Annotated in this window: 14 protein-coding genes; 6 read left to right on the forward strand and 8 right to left on the reverse strand. The window is 74.4% G+C overall.

What is annotated here, in order from left to right:
- Positions 1 to 10: 10 nt before the first annotated feature.
- Positions 11 to 1,642 (reverse strand): hypothetical protein, encoded by a 1,632-nt coding sequence (locus ABZ899_RS04320; protein ID WP_361340471.1) that lies wholly within the window; start codon positions 1,640 to 1,642, stop codon positions 11 to 13.
- 41 nt (positions 1,643 to 1,683) lie between these two features.
- Entirely contained in the window at positions 1,684 to 1,878 is a 195-nt protein-coding gene (locus tag ABZ899_RS04325; protein WP_004002760.1) for a hypothetical protein, read from the reverse strand.
- A 312-nt stretch (positions 1,879 to 2,190) separates the two neighbouring features.
- Here ABZ899_RS04325 and ABZ899_RS04330 point away from each other — a divergent pair, with 312 nt between their 5' ends.
- Entirely contained in the window at positions 2,191 to 2,583 is a 393-nt protein-coding gene (locus tag ABZ899_RS04330) for an ankyrin repeat domain-containing protein (protein WP_361340475.1), read from the forward strand.
- Between the two features lie 300 nt (positions 2,584 to 2,883).
- On the forward strand, positions 2,884 to 4,302 hold the full coding sequence (locus ABZ899_RS04335) for a HEAT repeat domain-containing protein (protein WP_361340477.1): 1,419 nt from the start codon (positions 2,884 to 2,886) through the stop codon (positions 4,300 to 4,302).
- A 784-nt stretch (positions 4,303 to 5,086) separates the two neighbouring features.
- Here ABZ899_RS04335 and ABZ899_RS04340 read toward each other — a convergent pair.
- The 5 genes from ABZ899_RS04340 to ABZ899_RS04360 are packed head-to-tail and all read right to left on the reverse strand — an operon-like array spanning position 5,087 to position 9,511.
- On the reverse strand, positions 5,087 to 5,956 hold the full coding sequence (locus tag ABZ899_RS04340; RefSeq protein WP_361340480.1) for a biotin-dependent carboxyltransferase family protein: 870 nt from the start codon (positions 5,954 to 5,956) through the stop codon (positions 5,087 to 5,089).
- Positions 5,953 to 6,570 carry an allophanate hydrolase subunit 1 gene (locus ABZ899_RS04345; protein WP_361340482.1) on the reverse strand — a complete coding sequence of 206 codons (618 nt, stop codon included), beginning with the start codon at positions 6,568 to 6,570 and terminating at the stop codon, positions 5,953 to 5,955. The genes ABZ899_RS04340 and ABZ899_RS04345 overlap by 4 nt, the downstream gene beginning before the upstream one ends.
- The gene (locus ABZ899_RS04350; RefSeq protein ID WP_361340485.1) at positions 6,567 to 7,325 is read right to left on the reverse strand and encodes a 5-oxoprolinase subunit PxpA; all 759 of its coding nucleotides are present in this window, start codon (positions 7,323 to 7,325) and stop codon (positions 6,567 to 6,569) included. The genes ABZ899_RS04345 and ABZ899_RS04350 overlap by 4 nt, the downstream gene beginning before the upstream one ends.
- A gap of 27 nt (positions 7,326 to 7,352) precedes the next feature.
- Entirely contained in the window at positions 7,353 to 8,168 is an 816-nt protein-coding gene (locus ABZ899_RS04355) for a putative hydro-lyase (protein WP_361340578.1), read from the reverse strand.
- Positions 8,169 to 8,194: 26 nt separating this feature from the next.
- Complete coding sequence (locus tag ABZ899_RS04360; RefSeq protein ID WP_361340487.1) at positions 8,195 to 9,511, reverse strand: MFS transporter; 1,317 nt, start codon at positions 9,509 to 9,511, stop codon at positions 8,195 to 8,197.
- Positions 9,512 to 9,698: 187 nt separating this feature from the next.
- On the opposite strand from ABZ899_RS04360, the gene ABZ899_RS04365 reads away from it, so the two are divergent.
- The 4 genes from ABZ899_RS04365 (at position 9,699) to ABZ899_RS04380 (ending at position 17,721) form a co-directional block, all read left to right on the forward strand.
- Entirely contained in the window at positions 9,699 to 10,403 is a 705-nt protein-coding gene (locus ABZ899_RS04365; protein ID WP_361340490.1) for a GntR family transcriptional regulator, read from the forward strand.
- Positions 10,404 to 10,518: 115 nt separating this feature from the next.
- Entirely contained in the window at positions 10,519 to 12,045 is a 1,527-nt protein-coding gene (locus ABZ899_RS04370) for a hypothetical protein (RefSeq protein ID WP_361340493.1), read from the forward strand.
- Positions 12,046 to 12,130: 85 nt separating this feature from the next.
- Positions 12,131 to 13,012 carry a hypothetical protein gene (locus ABZ899_RS04375; RefSeq protein WP_361340495.1) on the forward strand — a complete coding sequence of 294 codons (882 nt, stop codon included), beginning with the start codon at positions 12,131 to 12,133 and terminating at the stop codon, positions 13,010 to 13,012.
- A 47-nt stretch (positions 13,013 to 13,059) separates the two neighbouring features.
- Positions 13,060 to 17,721, forward strand: a complete 4,662-nt coding sequence (locus tag ABZ899_RS04380) for a hypothetical protein (protein WP_361340498.1) — start codon at positions 13,060 to 13,062, stop codon at positions 17,719 to 17,721.
- A 27-nt stretch (positions 17,722 to 17,748) separates the two neighbouring features.
- On the opposite strand, the gene ABZ899_RS04385 is transcribed toward ABZ899_RS04380, so the two are convergent.
- Positions 17,749 to 18,294, reverse strand: coding sequence for a hypothetical protein (locus ABZ899_RS04385; RefSeq protein WP_361340501.1), 546 nt, complete (start codon positions 18,292 to 18,294; stop codon positions 17,749 to 17,751).
- Positions 18,295 to 18,664 lie beyond the last annotated feature (370 nt).

An 18,664-nucleotide genomic window follows, 5' to 3' on the forward strand; every position in this document is an offset into this window, starting at 1 on the left:
CGGGCCCGCCTCACGACGTCTCGGCCACCACGGCCTCGACCGGGACCGGCTCCGGCTCCGGTTCGGTCTTCGACAGCCGGGGCGAGGGCTCCGCCTCCATCGGGGTGGTGCGCTCCGGCAGCAGGTCCAGTACGGCCTGCCGGTGCGCCTCGCTCGTCGCGTCGTCGTACGGGTCCGGGGTCGCCGGCACCTGGAGGCGGTGGACCAGGCCGGTGCCCAGGCGGGCGTAGCCGCGGCCGGGCGGGGTGTCGGCGACCGGCGTGGTGTGCGGGGGAGCGCCGAGGACGGATTCGAGCTGCTCCGCCGTCGCCGGGCCGAGCACGACACGCGCGCGCGTGTGCTGGCGTACGGCGTCGCCGAGGGCGTCCAGCGCGTCCCACTGCTCGGCCACGACCACCGTGATTCCGGCGGCGCGACCGTGCCGCAGGGGCACCTGGAGGAGGGACTGCGGGTCCTTGCGGCCGTCGGCGGCGGCCAGGTGCGTGAAGACGGTCGGGCGGTCCAGCAGGACCCACAGCGGGCGCTTGGTGTCCTCGGGCGGCGGGTTGCCGGCCTGCCGGGCCCGGTTGACGGCGATCAGGCGCCGTTCCGTCTCGGTCGCCACCCACTCGATGCTGGCCACCGCCCCCGCCAGCCCGCACTCGACGGCCAGGACCCCGTCCCGGCCGGTGAGGCAGGCGTACTCGCCGGTGCCGCCGCCCTCCACGATGACCACGTCACCGTGCTGGAGTGCCTGGAGCGCGATGGAGCGCAGCAGGGTGGAGGTGCCGCTGCCGGGCTGGCCGACGGCGAGCAGGTGCGGCTCGGTGGACCGCAGACCGGTGCGCCACACCACCGGCGGGACGTCGCGCTGCTGGGCGCCGTGGGTGAGCGGCAGCGTGCGGCGGACCAGGGTGGCGTCGGTGAAACCCAGCACGGTCTCGCCGGGTGCCGTGACGAACCGCTGCGCGGCGATGTCCGTGGGCAGCGGGGCGAGCGCCGAGACCGTCAGCTCGTTGCCCTCCTCGTCCCAGTCGAAGTGGTACTCGCGGCCACGGCCCGCCTTGGAGGTCAGCAGATGCTCGATCCGGATGCGGGCCTGCGCCTCCCCGTCGGTGAAGTAGGCCGGATAGCGGATCAGCAGCCGGGCCACCCGGCCCGTGCCGTCGAACTCGTACTCGGGCAGGGCCTTCTCCCAGTCGCCGCCGTGGAAGTACAGCGGCTCGGGGTCCTCGGGAGCGGAGAAGTACGGGACGAGCGCCTCGTACAGCGCCTTCAGCCGCTCGGTCCGGGACGGGTCGGGCCCCTCGGGAGCCGGCTCGCGGTCCCTGCCCTGCCAGGCTGCCGCCGCCATCACGGTGATGACGGCGAGCAGCGGCCCGTACGGAACCAGCGCGACGACCAGGATCACCGAGGCCACCAGGAAGAGGAGCGGACCGCGCCTGTCCTTGGGGGTCTCGGCCCATCTGCGCCGTCCGGCGGCAGCCAGCCGGCGCAGACCGCGGGTGATCGTGATCAGCGGGTGGAGGACGTCGGAGGCGCTGTCGCCCGCCGTCCGGGCCAGCTCCCGGCTTCGGGCGAACTGCGTCCGGGCCAGCTCTCGGCTCCGGGCGAACTGTGCGCTGCCGGTGCTCAGGATGCGGGGGAGGGGGCGGCGGGCCACTGCTGTCTCCTACGAGTGCGTACGGGCGGGAGGGGGCGGCGTCAGAACTGGATGCCGCCCAGGAGGCTCGCCAGGCTCTCGCCGCCTGCCTTGATGCTCGGGGCGATGGCCGTGCTTGCCAGATAGAAGCCGAACAGGGCCGAGATCAGGGCGTGCGACGCCTTCAGCCCGTCCTTGCGGAAGAAGATGAAGACGACGATGCCGAGCAGTACGACGCCTGAGATGGAGAGGATCATCTGAGTGCTCCTGGTTTGTGGGGACAGTCACCATGAGTACTTCCAGGCTCACAGGATGTATCCATACGATAAAAGGTGCAAGTGGGTGAAATTCGGAGGATTTCCCCCGCTCGGCGGAGTGTCCTTGGCCGGATGAGCCGGGCTCCTGAGCCCCACTGTGTCTGCGATGATCTTTGCCGCGGACGCAGCGGGTCATGTGCCGCGCGAGCCAGTACGCTGGCGAATCACCCGTACGGCCGCGCTCCGCTCGCCGGCCCGTACCCTGCTCCCCGCAGAACCCAGTCCCCGTGCACGCAGGAAGGCGGTCCGGCCATGAGCGAAGCCCCCGACCCCGAGGTCGTGGAGCTGGCGACCAAGATCTTCGATCTGGCCCGGCGGGGGGAGACCGAGCAGCTCGTGGCGTACGTCGACGCGGGCGTTCCGGCCAACCTCACCAACGACCGCGGCGACTCCCTCGTGATGCTCGCCGCCTACCACGGGCACGCCGACGCGGTACGCGCCCTCCTCGCGCGCGGTGCCGAGGGCGACCGCGTCAACGACCGAGGCCAGACACCACTCGCCGGGGCGGTCTTCAAAGGCGAGACCGAGGTGATCAAGGCCCTCCTCGACGGAGGCGCCGACCCGGCCGCGGGCACGCCGTCCGCCGTGGACACGGCCCGCATGTTCGGCAAGACCGAACTGCTCGAGCTGTTCGGCGCACACTGATCCGACGGTTCTGACCAGCGAGGACACGGAAAACGGGGGAGGCGGTACAGGGCCGCCGTAATTTCGGTCGCGGCGGACGGAAGTGCCGAGTCATCATGACGTCGTGATTCACGGACGCGGGGGCTGGGCAGGTGTTGCCGCACCGCGCGGGCCGTGATCGGTCCGCATGGGCCACCGACGAGAGGCAGAGGAAGATGGTCTACAGCAAGCAGGAAACGGCGGGCGCCCCGACGTGTTGTCACGCGGCCAGGTGAAGCAAGAACCCCGGTTGCGTCGACGCTTGATGTGAGGCTGTTTCCCATGTTCGAACCGGTCATAGCGCCCAGCGGTACGCTGCTCGGCCTGCTCCAGCGGGGCCGCGGCGACGGAACGCTGCACGCGCTCACCGCCCCGCGCTCCGAGGCGCTCGCGGCCCTCGACCAGTGCGTGCTGCACGATCCCCGGCACGACTGGCAGGTGGAGAACCGCTCCCTCTACTACGCCCGGCTCTACCTCGACCTGAACGGCGAGCTCGACACGATCGAGGCCCACCTCTTCGACGCCGAGGACACCCTCGACACCGACGAGTCACGCACCGGGCTCGCCCTCGCCGTCCTGGGCCATCTCGCGTCCTACGGCCGCCGGGACGCCCTCGAACTGCTCCGCAGGTACGCCGCCTCGGGCTCGAACTGGGCCTGGGCCCTGGACGAACTGGCGCTGAGGGACGACGACGCGGGCCTGCGCGCCCTCGCCGCCCCCGTCCTGGCGCGCTTCCCGGCCGACCCGGAGGGCGACGCCGAGCTGGCCGTCGCCGTACGCGACGCCTTCGAGCCACGGCCCTGGCGGCTGTGGGCCGACGATCCCCGGCCGTCGATCGCCTCGCGGGTGCGTACCGCGCACGAGGCGGGGTGCTTCGACCGCTGGCAGCGGCAGATGCGCCCCGCCGGGCCCCGCCCGGGATGGAGCGTGCAGGCGGTCTTCGACTGGGCCCAGGAGGGCCTCGACCGGGGCGCCGCGCTGCACGTGCCCGCCGCCCGGTGCCTGTCGGCCGTCGCCGGGCCCGAGGACCGGCCCCAGATCGTCGCGGCGGCCCGGGACGGCGGCGACGGAGCCCGCTGCACCGCCCTGCGCTACCTCGCGGACGCCGGCGACCCCGACGTGCTCGACCTCGTGGAGGCCGCCGTCGTCACCGGCTCACCGGCCGTCGTGGAGGCCGCCGTGGACGCCTTCGAACGCATGCGCGGCGTCGCCGCGGTCGACCGTGCGCGCGGCTGGGCCCGGCGGCCCGACGCGCTGGGCGCCGCAGCCGGACGTGTACTCGCCTGCCGGGGCGGCGCCCAGGACAAGGACCTCGTCCTCGCGGCGCTGCGGGAGGCCGTACGCGGCGAAGGCCCCGACGCCCCCACGCTGTGGACCCTCGTCGACGGCACCGGACGCCTCGGCATCGCCTGCGCCGCTCCCGTCCTGCGCCATATCTACCGGGAGACCGCCTCCTCCCATCTGCGCGGCCGCACCGCCCGCGCCCTCGCCGCCACCGACCCCTCCTTCCCGGCCGGCTTCGCCGTCGAATGCCTCTGGGACTGCGAGGAGAACACCCGCGAGATCGCCGCCCGGCACGCCGAGACCGGCGACGCCCGGGTCGTCGAGCGCCTCCGCCGCCTCGCCGCGGATCCCGCGGAGGAGGACGAGGTGCAGACGGCTGTACGCAGCCGGATCGGGCCGGACGCGACGACGGGCTGAAGCCGGGGCCGGCAGGGGGGTCGGCTCTGTGCCGGCACGGTGTCTACGGATACGCCGTCCCGCCCAGGGGGCGCGTGCCCGGCGTCGAGGACCGGTCGAGCGGCACGATCGCAGGTGCGGCCGGCCGACCCGTACCGAGGTGCCCGCCTTGGCGGCGATTCGCGTCCGGGGCGGTCGGGTCCGCCGAGGCTCGCCGCCGCCGGGACCCCGCGCCGTACCCCGACCCCTGGCCGGGCCTGCGTCAAGCCGCCGGGGGCGCACGCGCATACCGGGAGCGGTTCTGGGCGGCCCGTACCGAGGTGCCCGCCTTGGCGGCGATTCGCGTCCGGGGCGGTCCGGTCCGCCGGGGCTCGCCGCCGGCGGGGACCCCGCGCCGTACCCCGACCCCGGGCGGGCCTGTGTCAAGGCGCCGGGGGCGCGCGCGGATACCGGGAGCGGTTCTGGGCGGCCCGTACCGAGGTGCCCGCCTTGGCGGCGACACGCGTCCGGGGGCGGTCCGGTCCGCCGGGGCTCGCCGCCGCCGGGACCCCGCGCCGTACCCCGACCCTTGGCCGGGCCTGCGTCAAGCCGCCGGGGGCGCGCACGCATACCGGGAGCGGTTCTGGGCGGCCCGTACCGAGGTGCCCGCCTTGGCGGCGATTCGCGTCCGGGGGGCGGTCCGGTCCGCCGGGGCTCGCCGCCGGCGGGGACCCCGCGCCGTACCCCGACCCCGGGCGGGCCTGTGTCAAGCCGCCGGGGGCGCGCACGCATACCGGGAGCGGTTCTGGGCGGCCCCCGGCAGGGATCAGCGGCGGCCTACCGCGACGAAGCGGATCGGGGTGCCGGGAGGTGCCTGGGCGGCGGCGGGGAGGTCGGGGGTGCGGACCACCGCGATCACCGGGTAGCCGCCCGTGGTCGGGTGGTCGGCGAGGAAGACGACGGGCCGGCCGTCGGGCGGGACCTGGACCGCGCCCAGGACCATGCCCTCACTGGGCAGTTCACGGGTGATCGCCCGGCCCAGGACCGGGCCCTCGGTGCGCAGGCCGATGCGGTTGCTCGCGGGGGAGACGCGGTAGGGGCGCGAGGTGAGGACCCGCACCGCATCCGGGGAGAACCAGTCCGCGCGCGGGCCAAGCGTGACGCGCAGGACGAGTTCCGCCGGAGGCGCCGGCTGGGGAGCGACGTCCACGCGCGCGTGCGGCCGCGCCGGGCGGCCCAGGGGCAGCACCGCGCCGTCCGCGAGGGGCGGCGGGCCCAGGCCCGACAGCAGGTCCGTGGAACGGCTGCCGAGCACCGGCTCGACGGCGACGCCCCCGGAGACGGCCACATAGGTGCGCACGCCCGCCGTGGCGGGGCCCACGTCCAGCAGCGCGCCCGCCGCCACCCGCACCGGAGCGCCCCACGCGACCGGACGGCCGTCCACCGTGACCCGGCAGGGCGCGCCGGTCGCGGCCACCAGGACCGCCGAACGGGGCCGCACCGTACAGCCGCTGAGTGTCGTCTCCAGGACGGCGGCGTCGACGGGGTTGCCGACCAGCCGGTTGGCGAGCGCCGCCGCGGGCGGGTCCAGGGCACCCGAGCGCGGCACTCCGAGATGCGCGTGACCGGGACGGCCGAGGTCCTGCACGGTGGTCAGGGCGCCGGCGCGGACGACGGAGAGCGCGTGGTCGGTCATGAGCCGTCCACCGGGACGAACCGCACCCGCGTACCCGGCGCCAGCAGTGCCGCCGGCACCCGCGTGTGGTCCCACAGCACCGCGTCCGTCGTGCCGATCAACTGCCAGCCCCCCGGCGAGGAACGCGGGTACACGCCCGTGTACGGGCCGGCCAGGGCCACCGCGCCCGCGGGGACGGCCGTGCGCGGGGTCGCCCGGCGTGGGACGTGGTACCGCGGCGGCAGCCCGGTCAGATAGCCGAAGCCGGGCGCGAACCCGCAGAAGGCGACGCTGAACTCGGTGCCCGCGTGGATACGGGCGACCTCGTCCGGCGACACCCCCCAGTGCGCGGCGACGTCGTCCACGTCGGGTCCGTCGTAGCGCACGGGGAGCTCGACGACATCACGCGCGTGTGCCGGGGCCGCAGGCACGTCGGACAGGGCGAGTTCGGCGGCGAGGCGGTCCGGGTCGGTGAGGCCGTCGAGCAGGACCGTGCGCGCCGCGGGGACGATCTCGCGTACCGCCAGTGAGCCTTCGGCGCGGCGGCGCAGCAACGCCGCGTGCAGGGCCTGGGCCTCCTCGCCCGAGGACACCTCCACCAGCAGCGCGTCGTCGCCGACGGGCCGCGTCCTCATGCGAAGGCCTCCACCCGGACACCCGACTCCTCCAGCCGCTGCCGCACCCGGCGGGCCAGTTCGACGGCCCCGGGGGTGTCGCCGTGCAGGCACAGCGACCGCGCGCGTACCGCGACCCGCGTCCCCGTGTGGGAGGTGACCTCGCCGGTGCGGGCCAGCCCCAGCGACCGTTCCACGACGGCCTCCGGATCGGTGACCACGGCACCCTCCCGGCCGCGCGGGACGAGCGTGCCCTGCTCGGTGTACGCCCGGTCCGCGAACGCCTCGGGGACCGGGGGCAGTCCGGCCTTGTCCGCCAGCTCCAGCAGCCGTGAACCCGGCAGGCCGAGCACGGGCAGGGTGGCGTCGGCGAGGAGCACGCCGTCGACGACGGCGCCCGCCTGCTCCTCGTCGTGCACGACGCGGTTGTAGAGCGCGCCGTGCGGTTTCACGTACGCCACACGCGCCCCGGCGGCCCGCGCGAAGACCTCCAGGGCGCCGATCTGGTACGCCACCTCGGCCGCCAGCTCGGCGGGCGGCACGTCCATCGCCCGCCGCCCGAACCCCGCGAGGTCCCGGTAGGAGACCTGGGCGCCGATCCGCACCCCGCGCGCGGCCGCCTGCTCGCACACGCGCCGCATGGTGGCCGCGTCCCCGGCGTGGAAGCCGCAGGCCACGTTGGCGCTGGTGACGACCGACAACAGCTGTTCGTCGTCGGTGAGCTGCCAGCGGCCGAAGCCCTCGCCCAGGTCGGCGTTGAGATCGATCGAAGTCATGAGTCCGTCGTTTCCCCGGTCCGGTGGTCAGGCGACGATGCGGTACTGCTCGTCGCGGGCGTCGGTCAGGAACATCTGACCCGGTGCGTGTGTGATGGCGAACGGCGGGCGCGAGGTCATCACCGCGGCCTGCGGAGTCACCCCGCAGGCCCAGAACATGGGGATGTCGTCGGGCTCCAGGTCCACCGGGTCGCCGAAGTCGGGGCGTCCCAGGTCCGCGATGCCGAGCGCCGAGGGGTCGCCGCAGTGCACGGGTCCGCCGTGCACCGCCGGGAGCAGTCCGGTCTCCCGCAGGGCGGCCGCCACGTGCTGCGGCGGAACCGGACGCATCGACACCACCATCGGCCCGCGCAGCCGCCCCGCGGGGCGGCACGGGCGGCTTGTGACGTACATCGGGACGTTGCGGCCCTGCTCGACGTGGCGGATCGGGACGCCGGCCTCGCCGAGCGCCGACTCGAAGGTGAAGCTGCACCCGATCAGGAACGACACGAGATCGCTCCGCCAGTGGGCGCGCACGTCCGTCGGCTCGTCCACCAGCTCCCCGTCCCGCCAGACCCGGTAGCGCGGCAGGTCGGTGCGCAGATCGGCGCCGTCCGCGAGGACCGTCGTCCAGGAACCGGTGTCCGTGGCGTCAAGCACCGGGCAGGGCTTCGGATTGCGCTGGCAGAACAGCAGCATGTCGTAGGCCCAGTCGGCGGGCACCGCGATCAGATTGGCCTGGGTGTGGCCCGCCGCGACCCCCGCGGTGGGGCCCGCCAGCCCGGCGCGGAAGCGGGCGCGGGCCTCCGCGGGGCTCCACGCGCGTGCGTGCGCGTCGACGAGGGCGACCGGCGAGTCGGGCACACCGGCGACGGGCGAGGCGCCGCGGTTCACACCAGCTCCTTCCCGCGCGTCTCCGGCAGGCCGAGCAGGGCGAGCGCCGCGATGCCGTAGCCGATCGCACCGAACACCAGCGCACCGCCCACCCCCCAACTGTCGGCGAGGAAGCCCACCATGGTGGGGAAGACGGCGCCCACCGCGCGGCCCGTGTTGTACGTGAAGCCCTGTCCCGTGCCGCGCACGGCCGTCGGGTACAGCTCGCTCAGATACGAGCCGAAGCCGCTGAAGATGGCCGACATGCAGAAGCCGAGCGGGAAACCGAGCACCAGCAGCAAGGTGTTGGCGCCGGCCGGGATGTTCGCGTACGCCAGGATGCAGACGGCGGACAGGAGCGCGAACAGCCATATGTTGCGGCGGCGGCCCAGCAGGTCCGTGAGGTAGCCGCCGGTCAGATACCCGGCGAAGGCACCGGAGATGAGGAAGGTCAGATACCCGCCGGTGCCGACGACCGACAGCTCCCGCTCGGTCTTCAGGTAGGTCGGCACCCAGGTGGCCAGGGTGTAGTAGCCGCCCTGGACGCCGGTGGAGAGAAGGCCCGCGAAGAGCGTGACGCGCAGCAGTCCCGGCTTGAAGATCGCGGTGAACGAGCCCTTCTCCGCGCTCTGTTCGCGCACGGCGACGGCCTCGGGGGCGTCGTGCACCCGGCGGCGCATCCAGATGACGAGCAGCGCGGGCAGGGCGCCCGTCCAGAACATCACCCGCCACGCCAGGTCGTCGCCGACGAACGAGAACACCAAGGTGTACATGACCGCCGCGAGGGCCCAGCCGACGGCCCAGGAGCTCTGGATCGCCCCGAGGGTGCGGCCCCGATGCCGCGCGCTCGCGTACTCGGCGACCAGGATGGCGCCGACCGCCCACTCGCCGCCGAAGCCCAGCCCCTGGAGGGCACGGAAGACCAGCAGCCACTCGTAGCTGGGGGCGAAACCGCAGGCCACGGTGAACACGGCGTAGGTGACGACCGTGACCATCAGGGCCTTGACCCGGCCGATCCGGTCGGCCAGCACGCCCGCCAGGGCGCCGCCTATCGCGGAGACGACCAGGGTGACAGTGGTGAAGAGACCGGTCTGGCCGCTGTCCAGACCGAAATACGCGGCGAGCGCCACCATGCTGAGCGGCAGGGTGAAGTAGTCGTACGAATCCAGGGCGTACCCGCCGAAAGCACCCGCGAACGCGCGGCGCCCACGCGGTCCCAGGGCGCGCAGCCAGCCGAGCGTGCCGTCATCGCCCGCGGGCTCGGCGGCGGTGGCCGGGTGGGGAGCGTCCGGAGGAGCGGTCTTCGAGGTCCGCGGTGGAGGGGGAGTGCTCATGGGCACCTCGCAGTGAAGGGAGGGGGACGGGGGTGGAGCCGGGGGTGGGGGGTGGTGGAAGCCGGCGGTGAGGGGAGCGGAGGTGTGCCGTGCTGAACCGGACGGTGAGCAGCAAGGTAGAGGATCGTTGAACGATCCTTCAATACCCCTGTTGTTTCGTTCCTTTGACTGCGGTTGAATTCCGGGCATGGCAGAGCAGCTGGGCGGACTGGCCGACGACCGGGCCCTTCTGGGGCGGACGAGCACGGCGGAGCGGGTCTCGGACATTCTCAGGAGCCGTATCTCCGAGGGCTTCTTCCCGCCCGGGACCCGGCTGTCGGAGGACAGCATCGGCGGGGCGCTCGGTGTGTCCCGCAACACACTCCGCGAGGCGTTCCGCCTGCTCACCCATGAACGGCTCCTGGTGCACGAGTTGAACCGGGGGGTGTTCGTCCGGGTCCTCACCGTGGAGGACGTGGAGGACATCTACCGCACCCGGCGCCTGGTCGAGTGCGCGGTCGTCCGCGGGCTCGGCGAGCCGCCGTACCCCTTGGAGGGGCCCGCCGAAGCCGTCGCCGAAGGGCAGCGTGCCGTGCGCGAAGGTGACTGGAAATCGCTGGGGACCGCCAACATCCACTTCCACCGCGAACTGGTGGCGCTGGCCGGCAGCGAACGCACCGACGAGCTCATGCGCAGCGTCTTCGCCGAACTGCGGCTCGCCTTCCACGTCGTGGACGATCCCCGCCGTCTGCACGAGCCCTACCTCGCCCGCAACCAGGAGCTCCTGCGGGCGCTGGAGGCGGGCGACACCGCCGGGGCCGAGCGGATCCTCGGCGTCTACCTCGACGACTCCCTGGAACGCGTCGTCGAGGTGTACCGGCGACGGGTCGGGGAGGGGGAGATCGTTCCCTGAGGCGGGGTTCCCGGGCAGGCGCTGGACGAGGGGCCCACGCGGAGGGGCTCGCGCCCGCCCGAGGCGATCCGTGCCGTTTGGATCGTTGTCAGACCTAGGACCTAGTCTGTGCACCGTGACTTCGCCTGCATCGACGGACCGCGTTCCGCCCCAGCTCAGCGCGGGGCCGCGCCCCGCGCCGGGCCCGGCCGCCGACGAGGGCCTGGCGCGGCGGCTGCGCGCGCTCGCCTGCACCGCGCCGCTGCACGACCTCGACGCCCGCAAGGCCAATCTGGCCGGCGAGTACTCGGTGTACGGCATGGCCGAGGTGGCCCTCGCCGCCATCGACCTGGTCACGCTCAACATGGACTTCGACACGGGCGCCGACCACGACCAGATAGTCGCCCGCCTCATCCCCCGCATCGCCGCCCAGGCCCCGCGGCGCCCCGTCGCCGAGCACGAGCGGGTGGCCCGCTGGGTCCTGGAGAACCTGATCAACGTCGGCAGCGTCGACCGCGGCTTCCGGGCCGTGTACGGCACGTTCACGCCGGACGGCAGCTATGTCCGCCGGGACTACGACTTCAAGCTGATCGAGGAGGTCCCGGGTCCGGGGGGCACCGTGTACCTCCGCACGACCGACGAGGCCGTCAACGTCCTGGTCGGCGCCCTGGACACGGACGTCACCAGCGCGCAGATCGCCGCCGAGGTCAAGCTGGAGGTGCTGATCAGCCGCGGGCGCCTCGCGGACGCCCAGCTGGCCGCCGAGCAGGCCAGGTACCGCACCGTGCAGTACTCCGAGACGCTGCGCCGCGCCCTGGACGCCACCCGTCGCAACGTCCGGGCGGTCGACTGGCTGAACGCCGTCCCGGACATGATCGCGGAAGCACTCGACCACGTCGCCGACCGGTACCGCCACGAGAACGCGATCCTCACCAACATCCGCAAGGCCCGTGACGAGACCGAGGACCCGGAGCACAAGCGCCGCGCGGCCGAGCTGGTCGACATCGTCAAGGACTGCATCCGGCGCCACACCCAGCTCCAGTCCCGGCTGCTGGAGGCCGGACCGCTGTTCCGCGCCGAGCAGGACCGGCAGGCCTTCGCCACCCCCCTGACCACGTCGGGCATGGACCTGTACGGGCATCTCGTCGCACCCGTCCTGCCGCTGCCGCTGGAGCGGGCCGTCCGGGTCACGGACGCCTTCTTCACGCACGGCACCGGCCTGCGCACACCGGTGTCGGTGCGGCTCGGCGACCTCGTCGACATCCTGCTCACCCCGCCCGTGGAGCGGGAGCACCTGGGCGCCGAGATGCCCGAGCCGGACCTCATCGCGACCCCGGACGACAGCCGGTTCAGCGAGGAGCAGCTCGCCGCCGCGACGGAGCTGCTCGACCTGCCCGCCGACGCCCCCCGCCGGCTGTCCGGCCTGCTGGCCGAGGCACGCCGGCAGGACCCCGAACTGCCCTACCTGGTCGCCCTGCTGGCCGTGCACGCCGCCAGCCCTCCGGTGGGCACCGCCTACCGGCAGGGCGAGGAGAAGCTGCTGTTCGCGGTGGACGACGGTACGGAGCTGGACGACCCCGAGTTCGGCGGCGCCGACCTCATCGTCGGCACGGCGCTGCTCGACGCCGCCGGGATGGCCGCCGACCGGACGGAAGCCGCATGAGCCGCGCCGGGCACCGTACGACCCGGAGCCAGCACCGCGAAGCGCACCGCATGCCCCCGCACCACCGCCACAAGGAGCCACAAGCGTGACCGAGCACGTCGATCGGAGTGAGCCGGAGGCCGCCGTACCGCAGGCGCCGTCCGCCGTCACCCCCGCCGACGCCGCCGACGCGGCGCGGCTCGTCTCCTTCGGGCTGCAGCCCAAGCTCCAGCCCGCCCGCGACCAGGAGTACACCGAACTGCTGCGCCGCTACCGCGAGGACCCGGCGTTCGCGCGGCTCGCCGACGCCGTGGCCACGGGACTCGGGCTGGTCGTGCTGGAGGTGTCCCCGCGCGCGGGGATGGCGGTCACCGCCGCCGAGGACTCGGTGTTCGCGGTGCGCATGAGCGACTACGCCCGCCGGACGTCCGCCGACGGCGGCGACCGGTTCCTGCACGGGCTGGCCCATCTCGCCGTCGCCGCGATGGCGTTCCCGCGTCCCGAGGACCTCGCCGACGACGGCTACATCGGGCGCGTCACCGTCAACGGCGTCGACGCCTTCGTCCGCCAGGCCTGCCGCCGCCTGGAGGAGCGCGCCGAGGAGCAGGGGGAGAACACCGACCCGGCCACGGACGCCCCCGGCCTGGAGGCCGCCTGGCGCATCTGGAGCAGACGCAGCGCCGCCGGCGCCACCAAGGACGCGCGACGGCTCGCCGGTTCCACCACCGGCATCGTCGGCAAGGCCGTCGCCTTCCTCACCGACTCCGGCTTCCTCCAGCGGACCGGCGACGACCACGGAGGCACCTACCGCACCACGGCCCGCTACCAGCTCCAGGTCCGTGACATGGCGGGCAGCGCCGCCATGACCGAACTGCTGGAACTGGGCGTCGTCCCGGTCACCGACGGCACACCGACGCTGCTGCCCGCCGAGGACACCGACGCCCTGGACCTGGTGGCCGACGCCGGGTTGCCGTTCCACTCGGCCTGAGCCCCACCGACCTCCCCCCACCTGCCGAAGACTTACGAGAGTCCGCCATGTACGAGCTGTCCCGGATCCGCCTCTACTCCATCGGACCGGCCGGTGCGCGCTACGCCGACACCGTGCTGGACCTGCGCGGTGTCGGCGAGCCCGTGCCCGATCCCGCGCCCACCCAGGCGGAGTTCTTCGAGGAGGAGCCGGTCGGCCCGCGGCGCCGGCCCGCCCCCGCCGGCGTGCTCTTCCTGGAGAACGGCGGCGGCAAGTCGGTCCTGCTCAAGCTGATCTTCTCGGTGATGCTGCCCGGTCACCGCAACACGCTGGGCGGCGCCAGCTCCGGTGTACTGCGCAAGTTCCTGCTCGCCGACGACTGCGGGCACGTCGCCCTGGAGTGGCAGCACACCCTGACCGGCGAGTGCGTGGTGGTCGGCAAGGTCAGCGAGTGGCGCGGCCGCCAGGTCTCCAACGACCCGCGGAAGTTCGCGGAGGCCTGGTACTCCTTCCGCCCCGGCCCCGGCCTCAGCCTGGACAACCTCCCCGTCGCCGAGTCCACCGCCGTACGGCCGCCGGTCGAGGGCCAGTCCGGCGCGCGGGGCCGCCGGCGCACCATGAAGGGCTTCCGGGACGCCCTCACGGAGGCGGGCAAGGCGTACCCGCATCTGGAGGTGCACTGGGAGGACATCCACGACCGCTGGATCGAACACCTCGGCGACCTGGGCCTCGACCCCGAACTGTTCCGCTACCAGCGGGAGATGAACGCCGACGAGGGTGAGGCGGCCGGCCTCTTCGCGGTCAAGAAGGACTCCGACTTCACCGACCTGCTGCTGCGGGCCGTGACCGACACCCGCGACACCGACGGCCTCGCCGACCTGGTCGGCGGGTTCGGCAACAAGCTGGGCCGGCGCGCCGAGCTGATCGCCGAGCGGGACTTCACCGCCGGGTCCGTCGACCTGCTCGGGCGGATCGTCGAGGCCGCGGAGACCCGCGCACGCGCGCGGGACGTCCACGCCGGCGCCGAGCGCCGCACCCGCGCCCTGGCCCGGCGCCTCACCGCGCGGGGCACGCGGGAACGCGTCCGGGCCGCCGACCTCGCCCAGCGCGTCACCGCGGCCGCCCACGCCGTCACGCATGCCGAGGGCGCGCGCGGGCGCAGTGCGCTGATCGCCGCGGAACTCGCCTACCGGCACGCCTCGTTGGCGCTCGCCGCCGCCGAGAAGTCCGCCGCCGCGCAGAAGCGCGAGCTCGCCGACGCCCGCACCCTGCACTCCGCCTGGCAGGCCGCCGAAGCCGTCCTGCGTCACCGTGCCGCCGCCGACCGGGTGGCACGCGTGGCCGCCGCCATCCAGGAGGCCGAGCGCGACGCGGCCCCCGCGCTGGCCGCCCGTGCCAAGGCCGCCGTCGATCTCGTCCGCGCCCTGCACGCCGCCGCCGAGCGTGCCGAGGCACAGGCCAACGAGGGGGAGGAGCGGTCCGCCGCGCTCCAGGAGGCCGGCGAGTCCGCCTACCGGGACTCCACGGCCGCCGCCACCGAGGCGCAGCGCGCCCGCAGCGAGGCCGGGCATCTGCGGCAGCGGCTGACCGAGGTCGAGCAGGAGACCGCCGAGGCCGTCCGCGCCGGCTGGCTCGACGACAGCGCCCCCGACGCCGACCCGGCCCGTGCCGCCCTCGCGGCGAGCGACGCCGAGAAGTCCGCCGTCGCCGCCTGGGACACCGCCCGTGAGGCGTCCCGGCGGGCCTCGGAGCACGCGCGTGAGGCGGCCTCCGCGGAGTCCCGTGCCGAGCTGACGGCGGCCCGCGCCGCCGACGCCGCCTCGGCGGCGGAGCGTGCCCACGACGCCGAGCGCCGCCTCGCCGAGAGCCTCGCCCAGGAGGAGCGCCTGGTCGAACTGCTCGGCCTCTCCGGTGACTCGGGCACCAGGGACGGCGCGGTGCCCGCTCCGCGCACGGGTGACCAGAGCGGTGCGGGGGCGCGGACCGAGGGGGGCGGGACCGCGGAGGGCGAGCTCACCCCGGAGGACCTCGACCGGTTCGCCGACGAACTGCGTGAGCTGCTCGACGACGCCGTCTCCGCCGCCGAGCGCCAGCTCTTCGACCTGCGGACGGCCGCCGCCGACGACGCCCGTATCCTCGGCGCGCTCGGTGACGGCGGGCTGCTCCCGCCCGGCCCCGACGTGCTGGCCACCGTGGAGTTCCTCGGCGAGCAGGGCATCCCCGCCCTGCCGGGCTGGCGTTACCTCGCGCAGGCCGTCGACCCGACCGACCACGCGCGTGTGCTCGCCGCCCGTCCCGAACTCGTCGACGGCGTGATCATCACCGACCCCGGCACGCACGCCCGGGCCCGCGAGGCACTGGCCGACGCCGCGCTGCTGCCCCGCTCCACCGTCGCCGTCGGCACGGCGGCCGCCCTGCTCGCCCCCACCCCGGCCGCCGGCGCGTCGGACACGGACGTCTTCCTCGTACCGCCGAACCCGGCGATGCACGACGAGCACGCCGCCGACGAGGAGCGGCAGGCGCTACGGGCCCGGGCGGCCGCGCGCGACGAGGAGATCCGTGGCCTCGCCACCCGCCTCGGCAAGGACCGGGAGCTGGCGGCACGCCTGGCCTCCTGGCGCACCGGCTGCCCGGCCGGACGACTGGTGGAGCTGGCTCAGGCCGCCCGGGACGCGCGCGTGTTCGCCGAGGAGTCCGAGGCGGAGCTCGCCGAGGCGCGGACCGTGCGCGCCGAGGCCGACGAGGCCGCGGCCGAGGCCGCGGCGGTCCGCGACGAACGCCAGGAGGCCGCGCAGAGGGCGCGGCGCGCCGCCGACGCCCTCGCCGGACTCGCCTTCCGGCTGCGCGAGCGGGCCGGCTGGCAGGTCAGACTCCGCGAACTCGCCGACGAGGCCGCCGAGTCCGAGGCCCGCGCCCAGTCCTGTCTGGAGCGTGCCCGCGCCGCCGACGAGGACCGCCGTGCCGCCCAGCGCGCCGCCGACGACGCGCGTCGCACCGCACGTGCCCTGCGCGCCGAGCGTGCGGAGATCGCGGGCGCCCCCGACGACGTACCGGACACCGACGCGGACGCCCCGAAGACGTCCCTGCCGGCGCTCCGTGAGGCGTACCGGGCCGCGTCCCAGGTGTACGAGAAGGTCGGTGTCGGCGCCGACCTGCGCGCCGAGCAGGCCCGCGCGGAGAGCGACGAGAGCGCGGCCCGCGCCGACCTGGACCGGTTGAGCAACAAGGTCCGGACCCGCGCCGAACAGCTCCTCGAATCGCCCGACGGCTCCGACGGACCCTCCCGGCAGGCGGCCGTCTCGCGCGCCGAGGAACTGGTCCAGCTCCTGGAGACCCGCATGTCCGCCGCCAGCGAGCAGCTGGGCCGGCTGCGCGGCGAGGCCGAGCGCCACGCTCCGAAGGAGGGCGAGGCGCACACCGACCTGCCGGAGGAGCTGCAGCCGCGCGACGCCGAGCACGCCCAGTCCCTGCTGCGGATGGCGACCGGCGAACTCGCCGCGCTCACCGAAGCGTTGGCACAGGCCCGTGACGCGCACACGGAACTCCTCGATGCCCACCGTGCCGCCGAGGACGCGGCCGGCGGGTTCGACGAGGTCGCCGCGATGCTGCGCGACCTGCTGCGCGAGCACACCTCGGACGAGGAGCAGGAGGACGTCGAGCCCTACCCCGGCAGCATGGAGGAGGCCCGGCGGTCCGCGGCCGAGGCCCGCCGCTCCCTGCGCGGCTGTGCCGCCGACCTCTCCGCCGCCGAGGCCGCTGTGCGCGAGGCCGCCGACGTCCTCGTCCGGCACGCCAACTCCACCCGCTACGAGCAGGTCCGCACCCCGGCCCGCCAGCAGATCCGCGAGCTGCCCGCCTCCGCGCTGCCCGAGCACGCCCAGAAGTGGGCGGACGCCTTCGCGCCCCGGCTGCGCGTGCTCACCGACGAGCTGGCCCAGCTCGAGCGCAACCGCGACTCGATCGTCGACAGGCTCCGCGGCCTCGTGGAGTCGGCTCTGGCGACCCTGCGGTCCGCCCAGCGGCTGTCCCGGCTGCCCGAGGGGCTGGGGGAGTGGTCCGGGCAGGAGTTCCTCCGCATCCGCTTCGAGGAGCCCGACCAGGCCACCCTCACCGAACGGCTGGGCGAGGTGATCGACGACGCCACCCGGGCCGCCGTGAAGAAGAACTCCGACCTCCGGCGGGACGGCATGTCCCTGCTGCTGCGCGGCGTCGCCGCGGCGCTCCAGCCGAAGGGCGTCGCCGTGGAGATCCTCAAGCCGGACGCCGTGCTGCGCGCCGAGCGGGTGCCCGTCGGCCAGATGGGCGACGTGTTCTCCGGGGGGCAGCTGCTCACGGCGGCCATCGCGCTGTACTGCACCATGGCCGCGCTGCGGTCCAACGACCGGGGCAGGGACAAGCACCGGCACGCCGGCACGCTGTTCCTGGACAACCCCATCGGGCGGGCCAACGCCACCTATCTGCTGGAGCTCCAGCGCGCCGTGTCCGACGCGCTCGGTGTCCAACTGCTGTACACCACCGGCCTGTTCGACACGACCGCGCTCGCGGAGTTCCCGCTCGTCATCCGGCTGCGCAACGACGCCGACCTCAGGGCGGGCCTGAAGTACATCAGCGTGGAGGAGCATCTGCGTCCCGGACTGCCGCAGCAGCAGACGGGCGAGGCCGGGCACAGCGAGATCACCGCCACCCGGATGTTCAAGCGCCCCGCGCCCGTGGATCCCGAGGCGGTCTGACGAGCTGCCGCGCGGCGCGGGCCGGGGTCAGGGGTGCGACAGCTGCCCCGCGCCGGCCCGCCGACGTACGCGCGCCTGGGCGCGCTCGGCCGAGCGCGCCAGCCGTCGCGCCGTGCGGCGCTCACGCCGCAGGGACCGCGCCGTGCGGCGCTCACGCCGCAGGGACCGCGCCGTGCTGCTGGGGGTCGACACCACACCGTGCCGCTGGTTCCAGACCTGGCGGGTCACCCAGACGTCGAGGGCGGCCCAGGTCGCCACGACGACGCTGACCACACTGCTGATGACCATGGGGAAGGCCAGCCAGGACCCCGCGAGTGTGCACAGGAACGCCACCACCGCCTGGATCAGCGTCACCGAGACGACGAGCACCGCCCGAACGGCCGCCGTCCGCACCGGATCGGGCATACGCCGCCGCGGCGCCGGGTCCTCGACCCACAGCGGCCGGTAGTACGCCCGCTCGTCGCTCCCGGCGCCCTCGCCCCCGCTCACCGGAATGTCGCGATCCAGCACATCGGGTCCCTGTCGCACCGCAGCGCTGCCCCGGGACCCCTCGCGCTGCTCCGCCGTACCCATCACCGTGTCACTCCCCACCGTCCGCGGACCGCTCGCCCGCATCCCAACACCCAGCCCCTGAGCGACTGCCCGGCTTGCGCTGTTTTACGCCGCCGGGGGCTGGACGCGGCTCCCGTGGTCCCATCCGCCCCGTTTCCCGTAGAGAAGGACGATCAGCACCCCCGGAAGATTCCCGCCGAGCAGAGATTTCCGGCCAACTGGCCGAGCGGGTGGGCCGGAACGATTCACCATGGTGCACGACGTTTGCGGGAGGTAATTCCCGTCATGCCCGGACAACTCCCCATGTCTCGTCACCAGTGCGGAAGTTCAGGCTCCGGATGTCTCTTCGAGTTACCAGTGCGTCGGTAGTAGGCTCGCGCCCATTGTTGAC

This window comes from Streptomyces sp. NPDC046859 (genome assembly GCF_040645135.1).
Lineage (GTDB): Bacteria > Actinomycetota > Actinomycetes > Streptomycetales > Streptomycetaceae > Streptomyces.

Coding starts and splice junctions, on each gene's coding strand:
- ABZ899_RS04340 (WP_361340480.1), bottom strand. CDS start 5,956: ATGACCGACCACGCGCTCTCCGTCGTCCGCGCCGGCGCCCTGACCACC.
- ABZ899_RS04335 (WP_361340477.1), top strand. CDS start 2,884: ATGTTCGAACCGGTCATAGCGCCCAGCGGTACGCTGCTCGGCCTGCTC.
- ABZ899_RS04385 (WP_361340501.1), bottom strand. CDS start 18,294: ATGGGTACGGCGGAGCAGCGCGAGGGGTCCCGGGGCAGCGCTGCGGTG.
- ABZ899_RS04350 (WP_361340485.1), bottom strand. CDS start 7,325: ATGACTTCGATCGATCTCAACGCCGACCTGGGCGAGGGCTTCGGCCGC.
- ABZ899_RS04360 (WP_361340487.1), bottom strand. CDS start 9,511: ATGAGCACTCCCCCTCCACCGCGGACCTCGAAGACCGCTCCTCCGGAC.
- ABZ899_RS04325 (WP_004002760.1), bottom strand. CDS start 1,878: ATGATCCTCTCCATCTCAGGCGTCGTACTGCTCGGCATCGTCGTCTTC.
- ABZ899_RS04380 (WP_361340498.1), top strand. CDS start 13,060: ATGTACGAGCTGTCCCGGATCCGCCTCTACTCCATCGGACCGGCCGGT.
- ABZ899_RS04330 (WP_361340475.1), top strand. CDS start 2,191: ATGAGCGAAGCCCCCGACCCCGAGGTCGTGGAGCTGGCGACCAAGATC.
- ABZ899_RS04345 (WP_361340482.1), bottom strand. CDS start 6,570: ATGAGGACGCGGCCCGTCGGCGACGACGCGCTGCTGGTGGAGGTGTCC.
- ABZ899_RS04365 (WP_361340490.1), top strand. CDS start 9,699: ATGGCAGAGCAGCTGGGCGGACTGGCCGACGACCGGGCCCTTCTGGGG.